Genomic DNA, 21,827 nt, shown 5'->3' on the forward strand with positions numbered 1-21,827 from the left:
CGCAACCTCCGCAAAGCAGGCGCGGCGTTCCCTGGTTGGCATTGACCTTGCTCATGTCGCGGGCTGCACTTTCTCAGCCAACCCAGGGAGCCGCCATGCAACGCGAAGACGTAACGGATCTGATCGTCCTGCAGAAGATCAAAAAGAAACTGACGTGGACGCAGTTGGCCGAGCTCATCGGCCACAGCAAGGAATGGAGCACCGCAGCGCTGCTCGGCCAGATGACGCTGACCGAAGCGCAGGCAAAGGCCGTTGGCGCGGCGCTGGATCTGCCTGAAGAGGCCATCGCGCTGCTGCAGGTGCCACCGTACAAGGGGTCGCTGCCCACGGCAGTGCCGACCGATCCGCTGATCTACCGCTTCTACGAACTCGTCAGCGTGTACGGCACAACGTTCAAGGCGCTGATCCACGAAGAGTTTGGCGACGGCATCATGAGCGCGATCGATTTCAACATGGACCTCACCCGCGAGCCCGACCCGAAGGGCGATCGCGTGCGCATCGTCATGAGCGGCAAGTTCCTGCCGTACAAAACCTACTGAGCGATCAGTCTTCGTGGCCGCTGTCGTCGTGTTCGTCGAGCACGGGACGATGGCGGCGCGGCATCTCGGAATCGAGCACGAGGCGGCCGTGCACCCGGCCCTTCATTCGCGTGACGTGATGCGTGCAGTCTTCCATGTGCGTGCTCATGAGTTCGCGCACGGTCTCGGCGTCGCGCGCGCGTGCCGCATCCAGAATCTGCCGGTGGAACTTGACGTTGGACGCGCCGAACTTGGCGTGGTCCTTCGGTGACGTTTCGTTGCCGAACACCACAAGCTGCCGAATCATTTCGTTGATCAGCTCGCAGCAGAACCGCAGCATCGGGTTGGGATTGGCTGCGGCCAGGATGTCGTGAAAGCTGAGGTCTTCCTGACGCTGGTCGAGCGGCGCGGCGGCCTTGGCAGAAGCCGGGTCGCACAGGTCGATGGTGTGCTCAAGTGCGCGGAAGTCGCCGTCCGTCAGATGCGGCACCGCCCCGGCGGCCAGCTCTGGTTCAAGCAGCCGGCGCACGGTGTAGACGTCTGCAATCCCGATGTCTTTGAAAAACAGATAGTTCTGCATGAGCTGGAACGTGCGGTCCAGCGGCACCTCGACGATGGTGCCGCCGCCGGCGGGCCCCGTGCTCACACTCACCAGGCCCTGCACCTCCAAAGACTTGAGCGCCTCGCGAATCGTGCCCTTGCTCACCCCGAAGGTTTCCTGCAGCTTGATCTCCTGCGGGAGCTTGTCGCCGGGCTTGAGGTTGCGCTGCGTGATCAGCCGCTTCAGTTCTTCTGCAACGAGGTCGGCGCGCTTCTGCTTGCGGATGCCGATTGACGCCGTCTTGCCTGCTCCGAGTGTGGCCATGAATGTCCGTTCCTAGTTGCGCGCATTCTAACTGCCGGGTTGTGCTGCACGGGCTGCCCGAAGTGGTGCATGCATGCCCTTCGATCGTGCGCACGCACCGCGTTTCCGCATCGTCGCCCGGCACCTCCATCGCACACACCTTGGCGTAAACACCGACCTCGTCGTCGTTGACGCGGCGTGGACGCGGCTTCTATGATGATTTCGCCTATTTATCATAACAAATATAAGAAACTGGTCTGGTTCTTGCTCGACGTGATGGTCGGCGAAAACCTCGCCGGTCAAGGCTAGGAGGAAGCTGCCGTCGGTGGTGGCTCCGAGCGCTGTTCTGTCATCCACACGAACCCAAGGAGTGCGCTTTGAATCGTCGAGACTTGCTCAAACTGGCGGCGCTGTCCGCCGTGCCCGCCTCGCTGCTGCAGGCCCGTTCTGCGTGGGCGGCCGATGCCATCGAACTGGGCTGCCCGGTGCCGATGTCCGGTCCGTTTGCCGCCAACGGCAAGTTTGCCGACCTCGGCATGAAGCTGGCCGTGGAGCAATACGGCAAGGTGCTCGGCCGGCCGCTGGCGTATAGCGTGCTCGACACCGAAGGCAAGCCGGCCACGGCCGTGCGCAAGGTGCAGGAACTCGCGCAGCAGAAGAATGCGCGCTACTTCGCGGGCGGCATCCTGTCGTCCGAATCGCTGGCGATGGGCAAGGAGGCGGAGAAGTTTGGCGGCGTGTTCATCACCACCGCAGGGGCCGATGAAATTACCGGTAAGGACTGCAACCGCGCGACCTTCCGCTGGTCGGTGCCGACCTACGGCGCCATCGAGCGCACCGTGCGCCCGCTGATCGAATCGATGCCCAAGGCCAAGCGCTGGTACACCATCACGCCGCAATACGTGTTTGGCGACGGGTTGCTCTCGGCGGCCAAGAACATCTTCAAGGAAAAGGGCATCGAGCATGTGGGCAACAGCTACCACGCGCTCACCGAGAAGGAATTCAGCGGTTACCTGACCAACGCGATGGCCGCCAAGCCCGACGTGCTGCTGATCCTGAACTTCGGCTCGCAATCGTCCGACACGCTGCGCCAGGCGGTGAGCTTTGGCATGAAGAAGAACACGACGATCCTGGTGGCGTGGGCGTCTGGCCTGGAGCAGTTCGAATCGCTCGGCGCCGACCTGTGCGATGGCGTGTACTTTGGCGCGCAGTACTGGCACGACGTGGATACGCCCGCCAACCACGATCTGGTGAAACGCACGCAGGCTGCGTTCAAGTCCAACCCGAACTACAGCCTCGCGGGCTCCTACACCTGCACCAAGATCCTGCTCGACGCGATGATCAAGGCCGGCAGCGCCGATCCGAAGGCCGTGATTGCCGCGCTGCAGGGCATGAAGTACGACGGCCTGACGGGCCCCGAAGAAATTCGTGCAGCCGACCACCAGGTGCTCAAGAACTACTACCTGCTCAAGGGCAAGCCCAAGAGCCGCATGAAGGACAAGGACGACTTTGCCGAAGTGGTGTCGGTGGGCAAAGCCTTCCTGCCGGTCGAACAGACGCAGTGCAAGCTGACCTGATGCGTCATACGCCCGCACTCAACGTAGGGTGCGGGTGCTCGTCTCTCCACCTGCGATTCCAATGAACGTCTACCTGCTCCAGGTCGTTAACGGCGTGGGGATCGGCATGCTCTACTTCCTGCTGGCGGTGGGGCTGTCGATCATCTTCGGGCTGTTGCGCTTCGTCAATTTTGCCCACGGCGCGTTCTATGCGCTCGGTGCGTATCTCTGCTTTCAGGCCCTGCAACTAGGCATGAATTTCTGGTTGGCGCTTGTGCTCGCGCCCATCGTCATCGGCGCGCTTGCCTGGGTGACGGAGAAGGTGCTGCTGCGCCACGTGTATGCGCAGGCGCACGAGTTCCACATCGTCGTCACCGTGGGGCTGGCGCTGGTGGTGCAGGAACTCATCATCGTCGCGTGGGGGCCGTTGGGCGTGGATGTGCCGACGCCCGACGCGCTGCAGGGCGTGGTGATGTGGGGCGATTTCGTCTATCCGAAATATCGCCTCTTCGTGATCGGTTTTACCGCCGTGCTGGCGCTCGGGCTGTGGTGGCTGCTGGAGGGCACGCGCCTGGGCAGCGCGGTGCGCGCGGGCAGTGAATCGACCGAGATGGTGTCGCTGCTCGGCATCAACGTGTTTCGCCTGTTCAGCCTGATGTTTGCGCTGGGTGCGGCCACGGCGGCGGTGGCCGGTGTGCTGGCTGCGCCCATTCGCGGCGCGGAGCCCTTCATGGGGGTGGAGGCACTCGGCGTCGCCTTCGTGGTTGTGGTGGTGGGCGGCATGGGCAGTTTTGCGGGAGCGCTGGTCGGCGGCCTGCTGGTCGGCATCGTGCAGAGCCTGATGAGCACGCTGTGGCCCGAGGGCGCGCGGCTGATGATCTACGTGGCGATGGCAGCCGTGCTGCTGCTGCGCCCGCACGGCCTGCTGGGGAGGGGATGATGCAAGCCGCATTCCAGGGATTGTCGCGTCACCGCTTCTGGTGGCTGGCGCTGGGCGTGACGCTGTTGCTGCCGCTGGTGCTGACGTCCGGCACGTTGGCCACCGAAGTGCTCGTCTATGCGATGGCCGTGATGGCCTGCAACCTGCTGCTCGGCTACACGGGGTTGCTGTCGTTCGGGCAGGGCATCTTCTTCGGGCTCGGCAGCTATGCCGCGGGCATCGGTCTCACGCAACTGGCGCTGCCGATGCCGGTGGCGCTTGTTCTGGCCGTGGTTGTCGGAGCAATCGTGGCGGCGGTGGTTGGGTGGTTCGCCATCCGCCAGCGCGGCACGTACTTCGTCATGCTCACGCTGGCCTTCTCGCAGATGTTCTATTTCCTGGCCTACACCACGCCATCGCTCACGGGTGGCGATAACGGCCTGCTCGACATCCCGCGCCCGGCGTTTGCGGCGTCGCCGTGGGCGTTCTACGCGTTCGTCGCGGTGCTGTTCCTTGTCGTGTTTTTCCTCGTGCAGCGCGTGACGGAATCGGTATTCGGCCGCACGCTGCTGGCGATCCGCGACAACGAAGAACGTGCGCTCGCCGTCGGCTACAACGTGCGCGCATTCAAGCTGCTGGCGTTTGTCATTTCCGGTGCCGTTACTGGGTTGGCCGGCGCGCTGCACGCCATGCTCACGGGCATCGCGCCGCTGGCCAATATCGACTACCACGTCAGCGAGATGATCTTGGTGATGACCGTCATCGGCGGCACGGGCAACGTGTTTGCCTCGGTGCTGGGGGCGGCGTTCTATGTGCTGCTGTCGGACTGGCTTTCCAGCCTGTGGCCGCGCTGGCTGATGCTGCTCGGCTTCCTGCTGATCGCGGTGAGCCTGTTCATGCAGCGCGGGCTGTTCGCGCTCGGCCAGAAGCTGTGGCAACGCGTGCGTGCACCGCGTAACGCACCGGCGGTGCAGGAGGAGCGCGCATGACCACCACGCCCATCCTCCAAGCCACGGGCATCGTCAAGCAGTACGGCAAGTTCACCGCACTGGGCGGCGTCGATTTGCGTGTGATGCCCGGCACGGTCCACTCCGTCATTGGCCCCAACGGCGCGGGCAAGACCACGCTGTTCCACATGCTCACGGGCACGCGCATGATCACCAGCGGCACCATCGTCTTCGATGGCCACGACGTGACGCGCGAGGCAGACTTCCAGCGCGTGCAGCGCGGCATCGCGCGTTCGTTCCAGGTGACGAGCCTGTTCCCGAGCCTGTCCGTGCGCGAGAACCTGCGCCTGGCGGCACTCGGCACCACGCCACGCCGCGCCATGCACGGCTGGCGCCTGCCGCAGGGCGATCTTGCCTGCAGCGATACGGTCGACCGCGTGCTCGATCGCCTTGAATTGCCGCGCTTGGCCGACACGCCGGCCGCCGCGCTCTCGCATGGTCAGCAGCGTCGGCTGGAAGTCGGCATGGCGCTGGCCGCCAATCCGCGCGCGATCTTCCTCGACGAACCGACTTCCGGCATGGGCGTAGACGATTTGCCCGCCATGAAGACGCTCATTCGCGGCCTGGCGCAGGACCACACCGTCGTGCTGATCGAACACAACATGGACATCGTGATGGACATCTCCGACACGATCACCGTCATGCAGCAGGGCAAGGTGCTCATGGAGGGCACGCCCGACGCCGTGCGGTCGGACCCGCGCGTGCGCGCCGCGTATCTCGGCAACATGATCACGGGAGGCAAGAAATGACGACGACGGCGATTCTCGACGTTGCAGACCTCCACGGCTATTACGGCAAGAGCCACGTGCTGCAGGGCGTGGCGCTATCGGTGGGCGAGGGTGAACTCGTGACGCTGCTCGGCCGCAATGGCGCGGGCAAGTCGACCACGCTCAAGGCGATCGCCGGTGTGGTGACGCCGCGTGGGCATGTGCGCTTTCGGGGCAAGGACATTGCCGGACAGCCGGCGCATCGCATTGCCGCGCAGGGTTTGTGCGTCGTGCCCGAGCATCGCGGCATCTTCAAGCTGCTGACGGTGGAAGAGAACCTCAAGCTCGGCGCGCGGCGCGATTCTCCGTGGCAGCTGGCCGACATCTACCGCATCTTCCCGCGCCTGCACGAGCGGCGGCGCAACGGCGGCGCGAATCTCTCCGGCGGCGAGCAGCAGATGCTGGCCATCGGCCGCGCGCTGATGAACCATCCGCGTCTGCTGATGCTCGACGAGCCGGTCGAAGGTCTGGCGCCCGTCATCGTGGAAGAGATCGTCGCGCAGCTGAAGGTCATCAAGCAGGCGGGCGTGTCCATCCTGCTGGTCGAGCAGAACCTGGAGGTCTGCACGCAGCTCGCTGACCGCCACGTGATCATTGAACAGGGCCGCGTGGTCTACACCGGCAGCAACGCAGCCTTCCGCGCCGACGACGCCATCAAGGACCGCTACCTTGGTGTCGGCCTGGCTGCATGAACTTGCGAGAAATGATGACGACAGAGACTCAACTCCGTATCAACGGCGCGCGCCTGTGGGACACGCTCATGCAGCAGGCCAGCATTGGCGCGACACCCAAGGGTGGCGTGCGGCGCCTGGCGCTGACGGATCTCGACCGCCAGGGGCGTGATTTCTTTGTCGCGCAGGCAAAGGCTGCTGGGTGCACCGTGCGCGTCGATGCCATCGGCAACCTGTTCGCGCGCCGGCCGGGACGCAACAACGCGCTGCCGCCCGTCATGACGGGCAGCCACATCGATACGCAGCCGACCGGCGGCAAGTTCGATGGCAACTACGGCGTGTTTGCCGGCATCGAGGTCGTGCGCACGCTCAACGACGCGGGCATCGAAACGGAAGCGCCCATCGAAGTGGCCGTGTGGACCAACGAAGAAGGTTCGCGCTTCGTGCCGGTGATGATGGGCTCCGGCGCGTTCATCGGCGAGTTTGCGCTGGACGCCGTGCTGGCCGCACAAGACCGCGACGGCGTGGCCGTGGGCGAGGCGCTGCGCAGCATCGGCTACGCGGGCGCCGAGCCAGTTGGCGGCAGGCAGGTTGGCGCCTACTTTGAAGCGCATATCGAGCAAGGGCCGGTGCTGGAGGCGCACGCCACGACGATCGGCGTGGTGACGGGCGCGCTTGGCCAGCGCTGGTACGACGTGGTCCTGACCGGCATGGAGGCGCACGCCGGCCCCACGCCGATGGAGCTGCGCCGCGATGCGTTGCTGCCCGCCGCAGAACTGGTCGGCATTGCCAACCGCATCGCGCTCGAGCGCCCGCCGCATGCGCGCGCCACGGTGGGCTGTCTGAGCGTGCATCCGGATTCGCGCAACGTGATTCCGGGCCAAGTATCGATGACGATCGATTTTCGTGCCGCCGACGATGCGATGTTGTCCGACATGGACGCGGCACTGCATGAGGCAGTGGCCGAACTGCGCGCACGCAGCGGCATCGATATCGCCTTGCGCCAGGTCGTCTACTTCCCGCCGCAGCCGTTTGACGCCACGCTTGTGAACGCAGTGCGCAGCGGAGCCCGCAAGCTGGGCTTGTCAGAGATGGATGTGATCAGCGGCGCAGGCCACGACGCGGTCTACCTTGCCCGCGTGGCCCCCACCGCGATGATCTTCGTGCCGTGCAAGGACGGCATCAGCCACAACGAGATCGAAGACGCCCGCCCCGAACATCTGGAAGCCGGGGCCAACGTGCTGCTGCACGCGATGCTGCAGGCCGCCGGCCGCGTTTGACACCACCACCCGACCGCCCATGCGTATCCTGATCGCCCGCTTCAATCACGAGACCAATACGTTCTCGCCGGTGCCGACACCGCTGGCATCGTTCCATCCGCACTACGGCGATGACGCTTATCGCGCCGCCAAGGGCACGCGCACGGCGGCCGGTGCGTTCATCGATCTGGCCGAGGCGGCCGGTGCGGAAATCGTCGTGCCCGTCGTTGCCGGTGCGAACCCCAGCGGACGCGTGGCAGCCGACGCGTACAGCACGTTGTGCGACGCGATTGTCGCGGCTGCGCCCGGGTGTGATGCGCTGCTGCTCGACCTGCACGGCGCGATGGTCGCGGAGAACAGCGACGACGGTGAAGGTGACCTGCTCGAACGCCTGCGCGCGGTCGTGCCCGATGTGCCGATTGCCGTCGCGCTGGACCTGCACGGCAACCTCACGCAGAAGTTCATCGACTTGGCCGACATCGCCGTCAGCTTCAAGACGTATCCGCATGTCGACATGTACGAAACCGGCGAGCACGCAGGGCGCCTGCTGTTCGACAAGCTGGCCGGGCGTGCGAACCCTGTGCTGGCATGGCGCCGCTTGCCGCTGGTCACGCACACGCTGCGCAGCCGCACCGATGAAGGCGCGATGCACCGCGCTGTGGCGCTGGCTAGGCAGGCCGAGCAGGACGGCATGCTGGCCGTGTCGATCCTGGCCGGATTCGGGCTGGCGGACATAGCCGCCCCGTGCCTTTCCATCGTGGTGGTCGGCAACGGCGACAAACATGCCGCCGACGCTGCAGCGCAACGGATTGCCGATGCCATCTGGGCCGACCGCGAAGGGTTCGTATACCGCTCCGAACCGCTGACCGAATCGATTGCGCGCGCAGCCAAGTTGGCGGACGCATCGGGCAGCGGCCCCGTGCTGCTGCTCGACCACGGCGACAACTGCATGTCCGGCGGCACGTGCGACGACATGCACGTCCTGCACGAAGCGTTGAAGCAAGGCTTGAGCGGCATCGCTGTCGGGCCGGTGTGCGATCCGGAAGCCGTCGCGGCGATGATCGAGGCGGGCGAGGGTGCCACGGTCACGCTGCCCATAGGCGACAAGGTGCCGCTCACCCAACTGGGCATCTACCCGGTGCCGCGCGCGCTGACGGGCAAGGTCGTCGCCATCAGCGACGGCGAATACACCATCACGGGGCCGACCTATACGGGCCAGCGCATCCGCATGGGGCGAACGGCGCTGCTCGACATCGGCGCCGCGCAGATCGTCGTCACGGAGACGCCGCAGGAGCATTGGGACCTCGGCATCTTCACGCACATCGGCGTGGATCCGCATGCCGCGCGCTTCGTGCTGTTGAAGTCGCGGATGTATTGCCGGCCCGTGTTCGTGCCCATCGCAAAAGCCGTGGTGGAGTGCGACGGCGGCGGCGTAACGAGTTCAGACTACGCGCGCTTTCCGTTTGCGAAGGTGCAGCGGCCCGTGTTTCCGCTCGATGCAGAAGCGGCGACTGCCTGAGCGCTACGCGCTGTCGCGCTCAACGAGCGTGAAACCCACATCGACCGTGCGGCGTTCTTCGTCGCCGTGTTCGATGCGATCGATCAGCAACGTTGCCGCCAGCTTGCCGATGCCCGTTCCGTCGATGCGGATGGTCGTGAGCGCAGGCGTGGTGTCCTTGGCGAACACCTGGTCGCCGTAGCCGACCACGCGAAGTTGGCCGGGCACGGCAATGCCCCGATGTTCCGCTTCCATCAGCACACCGAGCGCAAGGATGTCGGCGCCGCAGAAGATGGCATCGGTGTCCGGATGCTGCGCGAGCAATGTGCCCAGCGCACGCCGGCCGTCGCCCAGGTTGGCGGGGGATTCGGCGGCAATCACGGGAATGTCGGCCTCTGAGCCAAACGCCTTCACGAAGGCTTGCGCGCGCGCCTGTGCGCGGCGGTCGCTCGGCGTGATGACGGCGGGGTGTCTCGCGCCGCGCTGCTTCAGATAGCGCGCCGCCGCCTGGCCGACCTTCTGATGCGAGAAACCCACCAGCATGTCCAGCGGGTTGCGCGTGATGTCCCACGTTTCCACCACCGGCACGCCGGCAGCCTGCAGCTTCTGCCGCACGCTGGCCGAGTGCACCACGCCGGTCAGCACGATGCCCGCAGGGCGCCGTCCGACGATGGCATCGAGCAGCGCATCTTCGCGTGATTCGTCATAGCCGCTCTGGCCGATCAGCAACTGATAGCCCGCCGCAGCCAGTTCTGTGGTGAGCGCGGCCACCGTTTCCTGAAACACGCTGCCCGCAATCGTCGGGATGAGCGCAACGACCAACCGGCTGCGGTTGGATGCCAGTGATCCCGCCACAAGGTCCGGTGTGTAGCCCGTCTGCCGCACCGCTTCGCGCACGCGTGCCAGCGTGTCGCCCGACACCAGCTCGGGCGTGTTCAGCGCGCGGGACACCGTCACCTTGGTCACACCCACCAGCTTGGCAAGGTCGCTCAATGTGACGCGCCCGGTGCTCTTGCGCGCGCGGCGTGTGGCGGGGGGCGCGGTATCTACGAGGGACACGGTGGTGGGCTTGGTCACGTGATCGATGGGCCGATTAGGGAAACACAGGGAAAAAGGGGCTAGCAATTATCGCAAAACGCGTCTACGATTGCGCAAATGTTACCGGTTACATAAACCGGTAACATGAAAACTGACGATAAACGACGGCTGCACCAGAAGACAGCCCGGAGGAGCAAAGGATGTTGCAGGCAACCCCAACGTACGCTGGGCCGCTGATTCAGTTGAACGCGGCAGACAACGTGCTGATTGCGCGCGAAGGGCTGTCGCTTGGGGCGAACCTGTCGATCAACGGCACGACGGTGCGCCTGCGCGCGCAGGTGCCGGCCGGTCACAAGATCGCCGCGCGGCGGATCCCGCAGGGCGAAGCCATCCGCAAGTACGACACGATCATTGGCCGGGCAGCGCGCGACATCGAAGCCGGCGAGCACGTTCATACGCACAACGTCGAGCTGATCGATTACGCACGCGACCCCGGCTTTGGCCTGGATGTGCGCCCGGTCGATTACATCCCGGAGGCGCAGCGCGCTACGTTCAATGGCATCGTGCGGCCCGATGGCCGCGTGGCCACGCGCAACTTCATCGGCATCCTGGCGTCGGTCAATTGCTCGTCCACCGTCATCAAGAACATTGCGGCGTGGTTCACGCCGGAGCGCCTCGCGCCGTTTCCCAATGTGGATGGCGTGGTGGCGTTTGCGCAGACGAGCGGTTGCGGGATGTCTTCGCCGTCGGAGCATTTCGATGTGCTGCGCCGCACGCTGGCGGGCTATGCGCGGCATCCGAACCTGGCGGGTGTGCTGATCGTCGGCTTGGGCTGCGAGCGCAACCAGGTGGCGGATTTGATGACGAGCCAAGGCCTGGCAGCCGGCAAGCTGATGCACACGCTGGTGATGCAGGACACGGGCGGCACGCGCGCCACCATCGAGGCGGGCATCAGCGCCATCCAGAAGATGCTGCCGGCGGCCAACGACATCGTTCGCCGCCCGGTATCGGCCAGTCATATCAAGATCGGCCTGGAGTGCGGCGGTTCCGATGGTTTCTCGGGCATTACCGCCAACCCGGCGCTCGGTGCGGCGATGGATCTGCTGGTGCGCCATGGCGGCACGGCCATCCTGTCGGAAACGCCGGAAATCCACGGTGTAGAAACGATGCTCACGCGCCGCGCGGTGTCGCCGGAAGTCGGCCAGAAGCTGCTCGATCGGCTCGCCTGGTGGGAGAACTACACGCGCGGCCACAACGGCCAGTTCAACGGTGTGGTCGGCCCTGGCAACCAGCAGGGTGGTCTGGCCAACATCTTCGAAAAATCGCTCGGCTCGGCCATGAAGGGCGGCACCACGCCGCTGCAGGCCGTGTACGAATACGCCGAGCCCATCGACCGCGCGGGCTTTGTCTTCATGGATTCGCCCGGCTACGACCCGGTCGCCGTGACGGGCCAGATTGCCAGCGGCGCCAACCTCATCTGCTTCACCACGGGGCGCGGCTCGATGTTCGGCTCCAAGCCCGCACCGACGATCAAGCTCGCCAGCAACACGCCCATGTTCCGCAGGCTTGAAGAAGACATGGACATCAACTGCGGCCGCATTCTCGACGGCGAACGTTCGGTGGAAGAGATGGGCCAGGACATCTTCGAGCACATCCTGCGCACCGCCTCGGGCGAGCGCACCAAGAGCGAACTGCTCGGTCTTGGAGACCATGAATTCGTGCCTTGGCACATGGGCATCGTGAGTTAACGCCTCGACTCGAAGGCTCGCATCACCTATTACAAAACAGGAGACAAACCATGCAGGACACATCACAGGGCGGCCCGCGCTCCAAAGTGCGCTGGGTCGTCGCCGGCCTCATGTGGGCGGCGATTGCCATCAACTACATCGACCGTACCGTGCTGTCGGCCGCCGCGCCGCACATCCAGAAGGAGTTCCACCTGAGCGCGGTGGAGATGGGCGTCGTCATGTCCGCGTTCTTCTGGTCGTATGCGCTGTTGCAGTTGCCGGCGGGCATTCTGGCCGACCGCTTCGGGCAGAAGAAGGTGCTGGGCTTTGCGGTGCTGTGGTGGTCCGTTGCGACGGCGTTGACAGGCCTGGCAAACGGCTTCAAGTCGCTCGTGGGCCTGCGTGTGGCGTTGGGCATCGGCGAGGCGGGTGCGTACCCGAGCAGCGCAGGCATCACTGGGCGCTGGTTCCCCAAGCAGGAACGTGCCACGGTGGCCGCTATTTTCGATAGCGGCTCCAAGCTGGGCAGCGCTGTCGCCTTGCCGCTCATCGCGTGGCTGCTGGTGATGTTCGATTGGAAGATCACCTTTGCGGTGACGGGCGCGCTGGGCATTGTGTGGGCGGTGGTGTGGTGGGCGGTGTTCAAGGAAACGCCCGAAGCGCACAAGGGCGTGAACGCTGCCGAGTTGGCCCACATCCAGCGCGGCCTGCCGCCAGCTCGTAGCAAGGATGAACCCAAGGTGCCCTGGACGAAGCTGCTGACGCACCGGAACATCTGGGCGATGTGCATCGGCTTCTTCATGATCAACTACAACTCATACTTCTTCATCACGTGGCTGCCGACGTACCTCGTCAAGGAGCGCGGCATGGGCCTGATGCAGATGGGCCTCATGGCATCGCTGCCGCTGTTCGTGTCGATGTTCGTGGAGGTGTTTGCGGGCTGGGCGTCGGACCGCGTGTATGCCTCGGGCAAGCTGTCGCTCACGGCCACACGCAAGCTGTTCCTCATCATCGGCCTGGTGATGGCGTCGAGCATCGGGCTGGCGGCGTTCGCGCAATCGGCGGTGGTGGCGGTCATCCTGCTGTGCATCGCCAAGTCGGGCACGACGGTGGCGGCGTCGCAAGTCTGGGCGCTGCCGGCCGATGTGGCACCGGGCAACAACGTGTCGATGGTGGCGGGCCTGCAGAACAGCGTGTCGAACATGGGCGGCGTGGTCGGCCCGATCGTCACCGGCGCCATCGTGGGCGCCACGGGTTCGTTCATTCCGGCGCTGGTATTTTCCGCCGCGCTGATCGGCCTCGCGATCCTGAATTACCTCTTCCTGCTCGGCAAGGTGGAACCCATCAGCTTCGAGCCCATTTCTGAAACACTCCATTCGCATGACCAACGCAATGCAAACGCGCGCGCTTAACCGCCCGAACAGTTTCAAGGCCGCGCTGGCCGCCAGGCAACGCCAGATCGGCTTCTGGCTGGCGATGAGCGATCCGTACTTGGCGGAGGTGAGTGCCACTGCCGGCTTCGACTGGCTGCTGATCGACAGCGAGCACGCCCCGAATGATGTACGCACGATCCTCGCGCAACTGCAGGCGGTGGCGCCGTACGGCGCCGAGCCCATCGTGCGCCCGTACAACGGCGATCCATCGCTCATCAAGCGCTTGCTCGACATCGGCGCGCGCACGCTACTGGTGCCAATGGTCGACACGGCGGAAGAGGCGCGCGAACTCGTGCGCGCGGTGCGCTATCCGCCGTGCGGCATTCGCGGCGTGGGCAGTGCCGTGGGCCGCGCATCGCGCTGGAGCGCCCGCACCGATTACCTGCAGGTTGCCGATGACGAAGCGTGTCTGCTCGTCCAGGCGGAGACCGTCACCGCGCTGCAAAACCTCGAAGCCATCTGCGATGTGGATGGCGTGGACGGCGTGTTCATCGGCCCGGCGGATCTGGCAGCGTCGATGGGCCACCGTGGCAATGCAGGCCACCCGGATGTGCAGGCTGCCATCGACAACGCCGTACGCACGATTGTTGCGTCGGGCAAGGCCGCTGGCACGTTGACGTCCGATGCGGCGCTTGCACGTCACTATCTGGAGCTGGGCTGCACCTTCGTTGCCACCGGTGTTGATATCCTGATGTTCGCCAATGGCGCCCGTAAGCTCGCCCGCGAGTTCATCGCGCCGCAAGGTGCCTGATTCTTCTTCCTCTTCCTACCGGATCTGACATGACCCGCAAGACTTACCGGATCGCCGTGATCCCAGGCGACGGCATCGGCCGCGAAGTGATGCCCGAAGGCCTGCGCGTGCTCGAAGCCGCCGCGCGCCGTTTCGGCATCAGCATCGAAACCCAGCACATCGACTGGGCCAGTTGTGATTACTACCAGCAGCACGGCACGATGATGCCGGACGACTGGAAGCAGCAACTGCAAGGCATGGACGCCATCCTGTTCGGCGCGGTCGGCTGGCCGGCTACGGTGCCTGATCACGTCTCGCTGTGGGGCTCGCTGCTCAAGTTCCGCCGCGAGTTCGATCAGTACATCAACCTGCGCCCGGTGCGTTTGTTTGAAGGCGTGCCGTGCCCGCTCGCCAATCGCAAGCCGGGCGACATTGACTACTACGTCGTGCGCGAAAACACCGAGGGCGAATACACATCGCTCGGCGGCATCATGTACGAAGGCACCGACCGCGAGATCGTCATCCAGGAATCGGTCTATTCGCGCAAGGGCGCAGAACGGCTGCTCAAGTTCGCGTTCGACCTTGCGCAGAGCCGCGAGCGCAAGCACGTGACGCTCGCCACCAAGAGCAACGGCATCGCCATCAGCATGCCGTGGTGGGACAAGCGCGCGGATGAAGTCGCGCAAAACTATCCGGACGTCACGCTCGACAAGCAGCACATCGACATCCTGACCGCGCGCTTCGTGCTGCAGCCGGGGCGCTTCGATGTGGTGGCCGCCACCAATCTGTTCGGCGACATCCTGTCCGATCTTGGCCCCGCGACGACGGGCACGATCGGCCTGGCGCCTTCCGCCAACCTGAACCCCGATCGCACGTTCCCCTCGCTGTTCGAGCCGGTGCACGGCTCGGCGCCGGACATCTACGGCAAGAACATCGCCAACCCGATCGCGATGATCTGGTCGGCGGCGCTGATGCTGGACTTCCTGACCGAAAGCCAGGGCGAAGGCCGTGCCGCGCACGACGCCATCGTCGCGGCCATCGAAGCCGTGCTCAAGGACGGCCCGCGCACGCCTGACCTGGGCGGCACCGCCAATACCACGCAGTTGGGCGAGGCGATTGCCGCGCACCTCGGTTGAGCGGATTGAAGGAATCGACGATGGCTTTCAGCTTTGACCAACTCCGCCAGACGGGGCTCGTGCGCACCGACAACCTGATCGACGGCCAGTGGGTCGCCGGCACCGACGGCGCACGCTTTGCGGTGACGGACCCTGCCACCGGCAGCCTCATCGCCAACGTGCCCGACAGCAGCGCCGCTGATGCGCGTGCCGCCACCGATGCGGCAGCACGCGCCTTTCCCGCATGGCGCGACACGCTGCCGGCAGAGCGCGCTGCCATCTTGCGCCGCTGGCACGCGGCCATCGTTGCCAATGCCGATGCGCTGGGGAGGCTGATTTCGCTGGAGCAGGGCAAGCCGTTTGCCGAAGGGCGCGGCGAGGTCATGTACGGCGCGTCGTACGTTGCGTGGTTTGCAGACGAGGCTACGCGCATCTACGGCGACCTCATCCCGCAGCAGCAGCGCGGCAAACGCATGAGCGCCGTCAAGGAGCCCGTGGGTATCGTGGCGGCCATCACGCCGTGGAATTTCCCGCTGGCGATGATTGCGCGCAAGATCGCGCCGGCGCTGGCGGCGGGCTGCACCGTGGTCGCCAAGCCGGCGGAAGACACGCCGCTCACGGCGCTGGCACTGGCGCAGCTCGCGCAGGAAGCGGGGTTGCCCCCGGGCGTGCTGAACATGATTTCCGCCTCGCGTGATCGCGGCATCGAGGCCGTAGCCGATTGGCTGCAAGACAGCCGCGTGCGCAAAATCACCTTCACGGGCTCGACGCCGGTGGGCAAGTATCTGGCGCGCGAGTCGGCGGGCACGCTGAAGAAGCTGTCACTGGAGCTGGGCGGCAACGCTCCGTTCATCGTGTTTGACGACGCAGACCTCGATGCGGCCATCACGGGTTTGCTGGCGGCCAAGTTCCGCAACGGCGGCCAGACCTGCGTGTGCCCGAATCGCGTCTACGTGCAGGCCGGCGTGTACGAGCGCTTCGGCGCCATGCTGGCCGAGCGGGTTTCCGCGCTGAAAGTCGCGCCGGCCACCGATCCGGATGCGCAGATCGGCCCGATGATCAACGCCCGCGCCGTCGACAAGATCGAACGCCACGTGCACGACGCCGTTGCCAACGGTGCGCGCGTGCTGGCCGGTGGCAAGCGCTTGCCAGAAGTTGGCGAACACTTCTATGCGCCCACCGTGCTGGCCGACGCCAACAGCGGCATGGCCCTGTGCGGCGAGGAAACGTTCGGCCCCGTTGCGCCGCTGTTCCGCTTCGTCGATGAAGCCGAAGCCGTGCAGGCCGCCAACGACACGCCGTTCGGGCTGGCCTCGTACTTCTACACGCAAGACATCCGCCGCATCGAGCGTGTATCACGCGCGCTGGAAGCGGGCATCGTCGGCATCAACGAAGGCGCGCTCGCCAGCGAGGCGGCGCCCTTTGGCGGCGTGAAGGAGTCGGGCTACGGCCGCGAGGGCTCCAAGTACGGGCTCGACGACTATCTGTCGATCAAGTACCTGTGCCAGGGCGGGTTGAGCTAGCGCGCTGAATCCCAGAAGCGTTGTGCACGGAACGGGCGAACATCCACGGTGGATATCTCGCCCGTCATCATTTCTGCAATCAAGCGCCCGGTGATGGGCCCCAACGTCAGGCCGTGGTGTGCATGGCCGAACGCGAACCACAGGCTTGGATGGTGCGGCGCCGGCCCAATGATCGGCGACATGTCGGGCGTGCAGGGGCGGGCGCCCATCCACGGTTCCGCATCCACCCGCTCGGCCAGGGGAAACAGCTTACGGGCGACGGGCTCCACCGCGTTGAGCTGCACGGGCGTCTTTGGCGCATCGCGGTGCGCGAGTTCTGCGCCGGTGGTCAGGCGGATGCCGCGCGCCATCGGTGCCAGCACGTAACCGCCGTCCGCATCGAGCACGGGATGGTTCAACTGCGCACCTGGCGCGGGCGCGTAGTGCATGTGATAGCCGCGCTTGACGGCCAGCGGCAGGCTGTAGCCCAGGCGCGAGGTAATGACGTCCGCCCACGGGCCCATGGCGATGACGACATTGTCCGCGCGCAGCTCGCCTTCCTTGGTTTGCAGCAGCCACGGTGCGTTGGGCGTGAGCGTGTTGGCATCCGCTTCAAACAGGCGGCCGCCGAGTTGCTCGAAGTATTTCGCGTAGGCCGTGACCAGCGCGTTGGGGTCGCTCACGGAATCCGCTTCCGTATAGCGCAGGCCGCCCAGCAGCGATGTGTCCAGATGAGGCTCCGCCGCGCGGAGGCGCGCCGGGTCGAGCGCTTCGAACGCGACACCGTATTCGCGCTGCCAACGCTCGACGTTGCGGGTTTCCTTGTCCTGCGTGGCGGCATTGCGGAACACCTTGATCCAGCCGCTTGGGCGGATCAGACGCGCGGCGCCGGCGGCTTCGGCCAGCGCGCGGTGCTCGCTCACGCTGTGCGCAATGAGCGGCGCATACGCACGCGCAATCGCCGCGTGGCGCGCGGGGTGCGAGTTGCGCCAGTACTGCCACAGAAAGGGCAGCAGCCGGGGCAGATCGCCCGGGTGGTAATGCACGTCCGCCGACGTGTTGCTCGCATAACGCAACAACGTCGACAGGTCGCGCGGGAATGCATACGGATACACACCCTCGCGCTGGATCAGCCCGGCATTGCCAAACGACGTCTCAAAGCCCGGCGCACGGCGGTCCACCAGGGCGACGGCGCGTCCGCGTTTTTGTAGATGCACCGCCACCGATACGCCGACAATGCCGGCGCCCAGCACAAGGGTGTCAAAGCGCATGGCGGCCGGCTCCTTAACCCTTGGCCAGCGCCGTGACGGCGATCTCTACGTCAATGCCCGGGCGCATCAGGCCCGACTGCACGCAGGCGCGCGTCGGCGCGTGGCCGGCCGGCACCCAGGCTTCCCACGCGGCGTTCAGCTCGGCGAAGTGCTTGGCGTCGGTCAGCCAGATGTTGGCGGAAATCAATCGCGTCTTGTCGACACCTGCTTCGGCCAGCAGGGCATCGATGCGCTCGAGGATGTTGTTGGTCTGCTCGGTGACCGACTTGAAGTCGATGTCGGGTACTTGCCCGGCCAGGTGCACGATGCCGTTGGCGATCACGATCTGACTCATGCGGGCGTTGGTGTGGAGGCGTTGGATGTCGGTCATGTCGGGAAGAGGTCCGTTGTAGGTTCAGACGGCCGAGGTGCCCATGCCGCTTGTGGCGGCATCGAACACCGGCGGCGCGGTGACGATGGATTGGAGCGCCGGCGTCGGCTGCGCAAGCTTGGCTAGGTCCGGACGCGGCCGCCGCAGCGTAGCAGACGCGTCGAAAGCCTGCTCGAGCGCATGCGCCACGGCAAGCGTCTTGCGATCTCCTTGGAAAGGCCCGACGATCTGCAGGCCGAACGGCATGCCGGCGTGGTCAACGCCGCACGGCAGTGACAGCGCCGGGTGCGTGGTCAGCGTGACCACGTAGGTCAGCGCCAGCCAGCGGTAATAGTTCTCCTGCGCGCGGCCATCGATGTGTGTCGCGTACAGCTCGCTCCACGGAAACGGCGACACCGGCGTTGTGGGCGACAGGATCACGTCGAACTGACTGAATGCCGCCTGAAAGCGTTTGAGGATGCGCGTCTGTTCAGCCTGCGCCCACGCACAATCGGCAAGCGTCATCGCGGCGCCCAGCTCGTAGTTGGCGCGCGAGTTGGGGCCAATCGATGCCGGGTCGCGCGCATAAGCATCGTGCAGGCCGGCGACGAAGCTCTCTGCGCGGATCACATCAAAGCAGCGGTGCACTTCGCCCAGGTCGAACTGCACGGGTTCACATGAGCGGACCATCGGCGCGATGGCGGCAATGCGTTCGCGGAAGACCGCGCGGATGCGGGCGTCGACATCGCAGCTGCCGAAGTCTTCCGTCCAGCCGACGCGCAGTGTGGACAGATCGAGCGGCGCGGGCGTGAGAAAGCGCAGCGGATCAACTTGGAAGCTGAGCGGATCGCTTGCCGACAACCCAGCCGTGGCGGCCAGTTGCAGGCAGGCTTCGGCCACCGTGCGCCCCATCGGGCCGACCACCGAAATGGGCGTCCAGCGGAGTTTCTTGCGCGAATTCGGCACCAGCCCCGGCGATGGCCGAAAGCCGACGACACCGCATTTGGAGGCAGGAATGCGCAGCGAGCCGCCGGTGTCGGAGCCCGTGCAAACGGGCAGCATGTCGCACGCCAGCGCCGCCGCCGCGCCGCCCGACGAACCACCGGCATTGAGCATCGGGTTGAACGGGTTGCCTGTCGCGCCCCACACGGGGTTGCGCGTGTTGGCACCGGCACCGAACTCCGGCACGTTGGTCTTGGCCACCAGCACGGCGCCGGCAGCGCGCAGGCGTTCGACCAGCAAGACGTCTTGCGTCGGCACGTTGCTGCGCGCGGTGGGCGAGCCGTAGGTCGTCAGTAAGCCCGCTGTGTCTTCCAGATCCTTCACGCCCAGCGGCAGGCCATGCAGCAGGCCCAGCGGTTCGCCATTGAGCACGGCGCGCTCTGCGGCTTTTGCGGCTTCGCGCGCCTGCGGAAAGCACGTGGCCGTGACGGCATTGACGGCAGGATTGATGGCTTCGATGCGGGCGATGCAGGCGTCGAGCAACTCGACGGGCGAGATTTCCTTGGCACCGATCAGCCGGCGCAGTTCCACCGCAGACAGGCTGACAAGTTGTTCGTTGTGCGACATATGCATTCCCTTTAAAGCGCTTCGCCCGTGCGGTCGCGCAGCCAGATCACCGGCACCAGTGACACCAGGCACGCCGCCGCCACATACCACGCCGGCGCCAGCGGGTTGCCGGTGCGCTCCACCAGCCAGCTCGCGATGAACGGTGAGAACCCGCCGAAGAACGATGCGCTCACCACATACGTGAGTGCAATGCCGGTGGCGCGTACGTGCTTGGGAAACAGCTCCGGAATCATCACCAGCACGGGCACGATCTGCGCGGCCACGAATATCGCCAGCAATGCAGATACCGCGTACAGCGCCAGCGGCGTTGGATGCACGCTCAGGAAGGCAAACGCTGGGTACACCGCCAGCAGCATGATGACGCGCGCGGTGACCAACAGGCGCTTGCGGGTGTAGCGATCGGCCAGGCGTCCGGCAATCGGTGCGGCGACAAACAGCACCAGCGAGCTGACCACGCCGGAAGCCACCGCCGCCGTTGGCGACATATGCAGCGTGCGCACCGCGTGGCTCGGCAGGAAAAACGCGGTGATGTACACCGAGACCGAGCCGCCAAGCTCAGCAAAGGTGCCGAGAATGGTCAGCTTCAGGTGCGTGGTCAGTGCTGCCTTGAGCGCGCCTTGCGGCTTGGCGTGGCTGGGTGCCGCATCGCGGCGGTCGAGCGTTTCTTCCAGCCGGCGGCGGATCAGCATGCCGGCCGGGGCCGCAAAAATGCCCAGCAGGAACGGCAGCCGCCAGCCCCAGGCGAGCACCGCTTCCTTGGGCAGCGTCACGTTGATGAGCGTGGCGACTGCCGCGCCCAGCGCGAGGCCCAGTGCGGTTGCCGCAAAGTTCCAGCTCGCAAAGAACGCTCGCGTACGGTCGCTTGCGTATTCGACCAGCAGCGTGGTGCCGGGCCCGAATTCGCCGCCGGCTGCAAAGCCCTGCATCAGGCGCGCGGCCAGCACGATCATCGGCGCGAAGATGCCCGCCGTGGCGTATGTGGGCGCCGTGGCGATGAGCGCGCACGACAGCGCCATCATCATGATGGTCAGCACCATCGCCTTCTTGCGGCCGACGCGGTCAGCATAGGCACCGATGATCACGCCGCCCAGCGGCCGCACCACAAAGCCCACGCCAAACACTCCGATCGACAGGAGGAACTGGTTCACCGGCGATGCCGATGGAAAGAACAGTTGCCCGATCTGGATGGCGAAGTAGCTATAGATCGTGAAGTCGTAGAACTCCAGCGCAGTGCCGATGGTGGTAGCGGCAATGACTTGCGTGCGTGACAGCGCGGGGCGGCTGTCGAGGGCGAGTGTCGACACGGGCTGCTCTCCTAGGTTGGAGGCTGGGGAGGGTTTGAGTTATCGTATACGAGAAAAATCAAATTCTCGTATACGAGAAAACCCGGAGACGTGCGTGGCATCCAGCGCAAAAGTGGCCGTCCAGGCCGATCCCCCCATCGACGAGGCACCGGCGCAGCTCAATCACCAGGAGGTGGGGGCGCGCATTCGCGAGGCACGCAAGGCGCGCAGGCTGACGCTGCAGGAGCTGTCGGAGCGCTCTGGCGTGGCGTTGTCGACCATCTCCAAGGCCGAGCGCGGCGACATTGCACTGACGTATGAGAAGTTTGCCGGCCTGGCGCAGGCATTGGGGCTGGAGTTCGAGCAACTGCTGGGCCGCCGCCGCACGCCGGATGCCGGACCATTACGCCCGACGTTTACGCCGTCGGGCGGCCAGGTCATCTATGACACGCCGAACTACGAATACGGCATGCTGGCCGACGCGCTAACCGGCAAACGCATGCTGCCGATGCGCGCACACATCCGCGCGCGCTCGGTCGACGACTTTCCCGATTACATCCGCCACCCCGGCGAGGAATTCGTCTTCGTGCTGGGCGGCGAGATCGAACTGCGCTTCGAGAACGGCGACGCCTTTCGCCTGGCGCCCGGCGACAGCCTGTACTTCGACAGCGCAGTCGGCCACGTCTATCTGTCAGTCAGCAAGGAAGACGCCGAGATACTCGCGTGCTGCACCGGCACCGACGTGCGCGAACTCGGCGACGTGATCTGAGC

At 65.5% G+C, this 21,827-nt stretch carries 20 protein-coding genes; 14 read left to right on the plus strand and 6 right to left on the minus strand.

Annotated features, from left to right (window positions below; translation table 11 throughout):
• Positions 1 to 95: 95 nt before the first annotated feature.
• Positions 96 to 539: a cyanase gene (gene cynS / locus ACU8YE_RS21155; RefSeq protein ID WP_232038881.1), complete on the plus strand. Its 444-nt coding sequence runs from the start codon at positions 96 to 98 to the stop codon at positions 537 to 539.
• A gap of 4 nt (positions 540 to 543) precedes the next feature.
• On the opposite strand, the gene ACU8YE_RS21160 is transcribed toward cynS, so the two are convergent.
• Positions 544 to 1,383, minus strand: coding sequence for a FadR/GntR family transcriptional regulator (locus ACU8YE_RS21160; RefSeq protein ID WP_446929529.1), 840 nt, complete (start codon positions 1,381 to 1,383; stop codon positions 544 to 546).
• Between the two features lie 356 nt (positions 1,384 to 1,739).
• On the opposite strand from ACU8YE_RS21160, the gene ACU8YE_RS21165 reads away from it, so the two are divergent.
• The 7 genes from ACU8YE_RS21165 (at position 1,740) to ACU8YE_RS21195 (ending at position 9,060) form a co-directional block, all read left to right on the plus strand.
• On the plus strand, positions 1,740 to 2,939 hold the full coding sequence (locus ACU8YE_RS21165) for an ABC transporter substrate-binding protein (protein WP_446929530.1): 1,200 nt from the start codon (positions 1,740 to 1,742) through the stop codon (positions 2,937 to 2,939).
• A 61-nt stretch (positions 2,940 to 3,000) separates the two neighbouring features.
• On the plus strand, positions 3,001 to 3,858 hold the full coding sequence (locus tag ACU8YE_RS21170; RefSeq protein WP_316657288.1) for a branched-chain amino acid ABC transporter permease: 858 nt from the start codon (positions 3,001 to 3,003) through the stop codon (positions 3,856 to 3,858).
• Positions 3,858 to 4,826, plus strand: coding sequence for a branched-chain amino acid ABC transporter permease (locus ACU8YE_RS21175; protein WP_446929556.1), 969 nt, complete (start codon positions 3,858 to 3,860; stop codon positions 4,824 to 4,826). Before ACU8YE_RS21170 ends, ACU8YE_RS21175 begins: the two co-directional genes overlap by 1 nt.
• On the plus strand, positions 4,823 to 5,593 hold the full coding sequence (locus ACU8YE_RS21180; RefSeq protein ID WP_446929531.1) for an ABC transporter ATP-binding protein: 771 nt from the start codon (positions 4,823 to 4,825) through the stop codon (positions 5,591 to 5,593). The genes ACU8YE_RS21175 and ACU8YE_RS21180 overlap by 4 nt, the downstream gene beginning before the upstream one ends.
• Positions 5,590 to 6,303, plus strand: coding sequence for an ABC transporter ATP-binding protein (locus ACU8YE_RS21185; RefSeq protein WP_446929532.1), 714 nt, complete (start codon positions 5,590 to 5,592; stop codon positions 6,301 to 6,303). Before ACU8YE_RS21180 ends, ACU8YE_RS21185 begins: the two co-directional genes overlap by 4 nt.
• Complete coding sequence (locus tag ACU8YE_RS21190; RefSeq protein ID WP_414563211.1) at positions 6,300 to 7,562, plus strand: Zn-dependent hydrolase; 1,263 nt, start codon at positions 6,300 to 6,302, stop codon at positions 7,560 to 7,562. Before ACU8YE_RS21185 ends, ACU8YE_RS21190 begins: the two co-directional genes overlap by 4 nt.
• Before the next feature lie 19 nt (positions 7,563 to 7,581).
• Positions 7,582 to 9,060, plus strand: a complete 1,479-nt coding sequence (locus ACU8YE_RS21195) for a M81 family metallopeptidase (protein ID WP_446929533.1) — start codon at positions 7,582 to 7,584, stop codon at positions 9,058 to 9,060.
• 3 nt (positions 9,061 to 9,063) lie between these two features.
• Here ACU8YE_RS21195 and ACU8YE_RS21200 read toward each other — a convergent pair whose 3' ends face one another.
• Positions 9,064 to 10,116, minus strand: a complete 1,053-nt coding sequence (locus ACU8YE_RS21200) for a LacI family DNA-binding transcriptional regulator (RefSeq protein WP_322017964.1) — start codon at positions 10,114 to 10,116, stop codon at positions 9,064 to 9,066.
• A gap of 161 nt (positions 10,117 to 10,277) precedes the next feature.
• On the opposite strand from ACU8YE_RS21200, the gene ACU8YE_RS21205 reads away from it, so the two are divergent.
• Genes ACU8YE_RS21205 through ACU8YE_RS21225 form a run of 5 tightly spaced genes read left to right on the plus strand, consistent with a single transcriptional unit; the run spans position 10,278 to position 16,605 of the window.
• Positions 10,278 to 11,825, plus strand: a complete 1,548-nt coding sequence (locus tag ACU8YE_RS21205; RefSeq protein ID WP_433868363.1) for a UxaA family hydrolase — start codon at positions 10,278 to 10,280, stop codon at positions 11,823 to 11,825.
• A 50-nt stretch (positions 11,826 to 11,875) separates the two neighbouring features.
• Complete coding sequence (locus ACU8YE_RS21210; protein ID WP_440839886.1) at positions 11,876 to 13,216, plus strand: MFS transporter; 1,341 nt, start codon at positions 11,876 to 11,878, stop codon at positions 13,214 to 13,216.
• Positions 13,185 to 13,988 (plus strand): 4-hydroxy-2-oxoheptanedioate aldolase, encoded by an 804-nt coding sequence (hpaI, locus tag ACU8YE_RS21215; protein ID WP_446929534.1) that lies wholly within the window; start codon positions 13,185 to 13,187, stop codon positions 13,986 to 13,988. The genes ACU8YE_RS21210 and hpaI overlap by 32 nt, the downstream gene beginning before the upstream one ends.
• Positions 13,989 to 14,017: 29 nt before the next feature.
• On the plus strand, positions 14,018 to 15,103 hold the full coding sequence (locus tag ACU8YE_RS21220; RefSeq protein WP_260803519.1) for a tartrate dehydrogenase: 1,086 nt from the start codon (positions 14,018 to 14,020) through the stop codon (positions 15,101 to 15,103).
• A gap of 20 nt (positions 15,104 to 15,123) precedes the next feature.
• Complete coding sequence (locus ACU8YE_RS21225; RefSeq protein ID WP_440839884.1) at positions 15,124 to 16,605, plus strand: NAD-dependent succinate-semialdehyde dehydrogenase; 1,482 nt, start codon at positions 15,124 to 15,126, stop codon at positions 16,603 to 16,605.
• Here ACU8YE_RS21225 and ACU8YE_RS21230 read toward each other — a convergent pair.
• Genes ACU8YE_RS21230 through ACU8YE_RS21245 form a run of 4 tightly spaced genes read right to left on the minus strand, consistent with a single transcriptional unit; the run spans position 16,602 to position 21,077 of the window.
• Complete coding sequence (locus ACU8YE_RS21230; RefSeq protein WP_446929535.1) at positions 16,602 to 17,855, minus strand: NAD(P)/FAD-dependent oxidoreductase; 1,254 nt, start codon at positions 17,853 to 17,855, stop codon at positions 16,602 to 16,604. The two genes, ACU8YE_RS21225 and ACU8YE_RS21230, sit on opposite strands and share 4 nt — an antisense overlap.
• Before the next feature lie 13 nt (positions 17,856 to 17,868).
• Positions 17,869 to 18,225, minus strand: coding sequence for a RidA family protein (locus ACU8YE_RS21235; RefSeq protein ID WP_147218740.1), 357 nt, complete (start codon positions 18,223 to 18,225; stop codon positions 17,869 to 17,871).
• 24 nt (positions 18,226 to 18,249) lie between these two features.
• Positions 18,250 to 19,773 (minus strand): amidase, encoded by a 1,524-nt coding sequence (locus tag ACU8YE_RS21240; RefSeq protein WP_446929536.1) that lies wholly within the window; start codon positions 19,771 to 19,773, stop codon positions 18,250 to 18,252.
• Positions 19,774 to 19,784: 11 nt separating this feature from the next.
• Complete coding sequence (locus tag ACU8YE_RS21245; protein WP_433868358.1) at positions 19,785 to 21,077, minus strand: MFS transporter; 1,293 nt, start codon at positions 21,075 to 21,077, stop codon at positions 19,785 to 19,787.
• A gap of 94 nt (positions 21,078 to 21,171) precedes the next feature.
• On the opposite strand from ACU8YE_RS21245, the gene ACU8YE_RS21250 reads away from it, so the two are divergent.
• Entirely contained in the window at positions 21,172 to 21,825 is a 654-nt protein-coding gene (locus tag ACU8YE_RS21250) for a helix-turn-helix domain-containing protein (RefSeq protein ID WP_260803514.1), read from the plus strand.
• The last annotated feature ends 2 nt before the right edge of the window (positions 21,826 to 21,827 follow it).

The organism is Ralstonia sp. VS2407 (assembly GCF_052950655.1).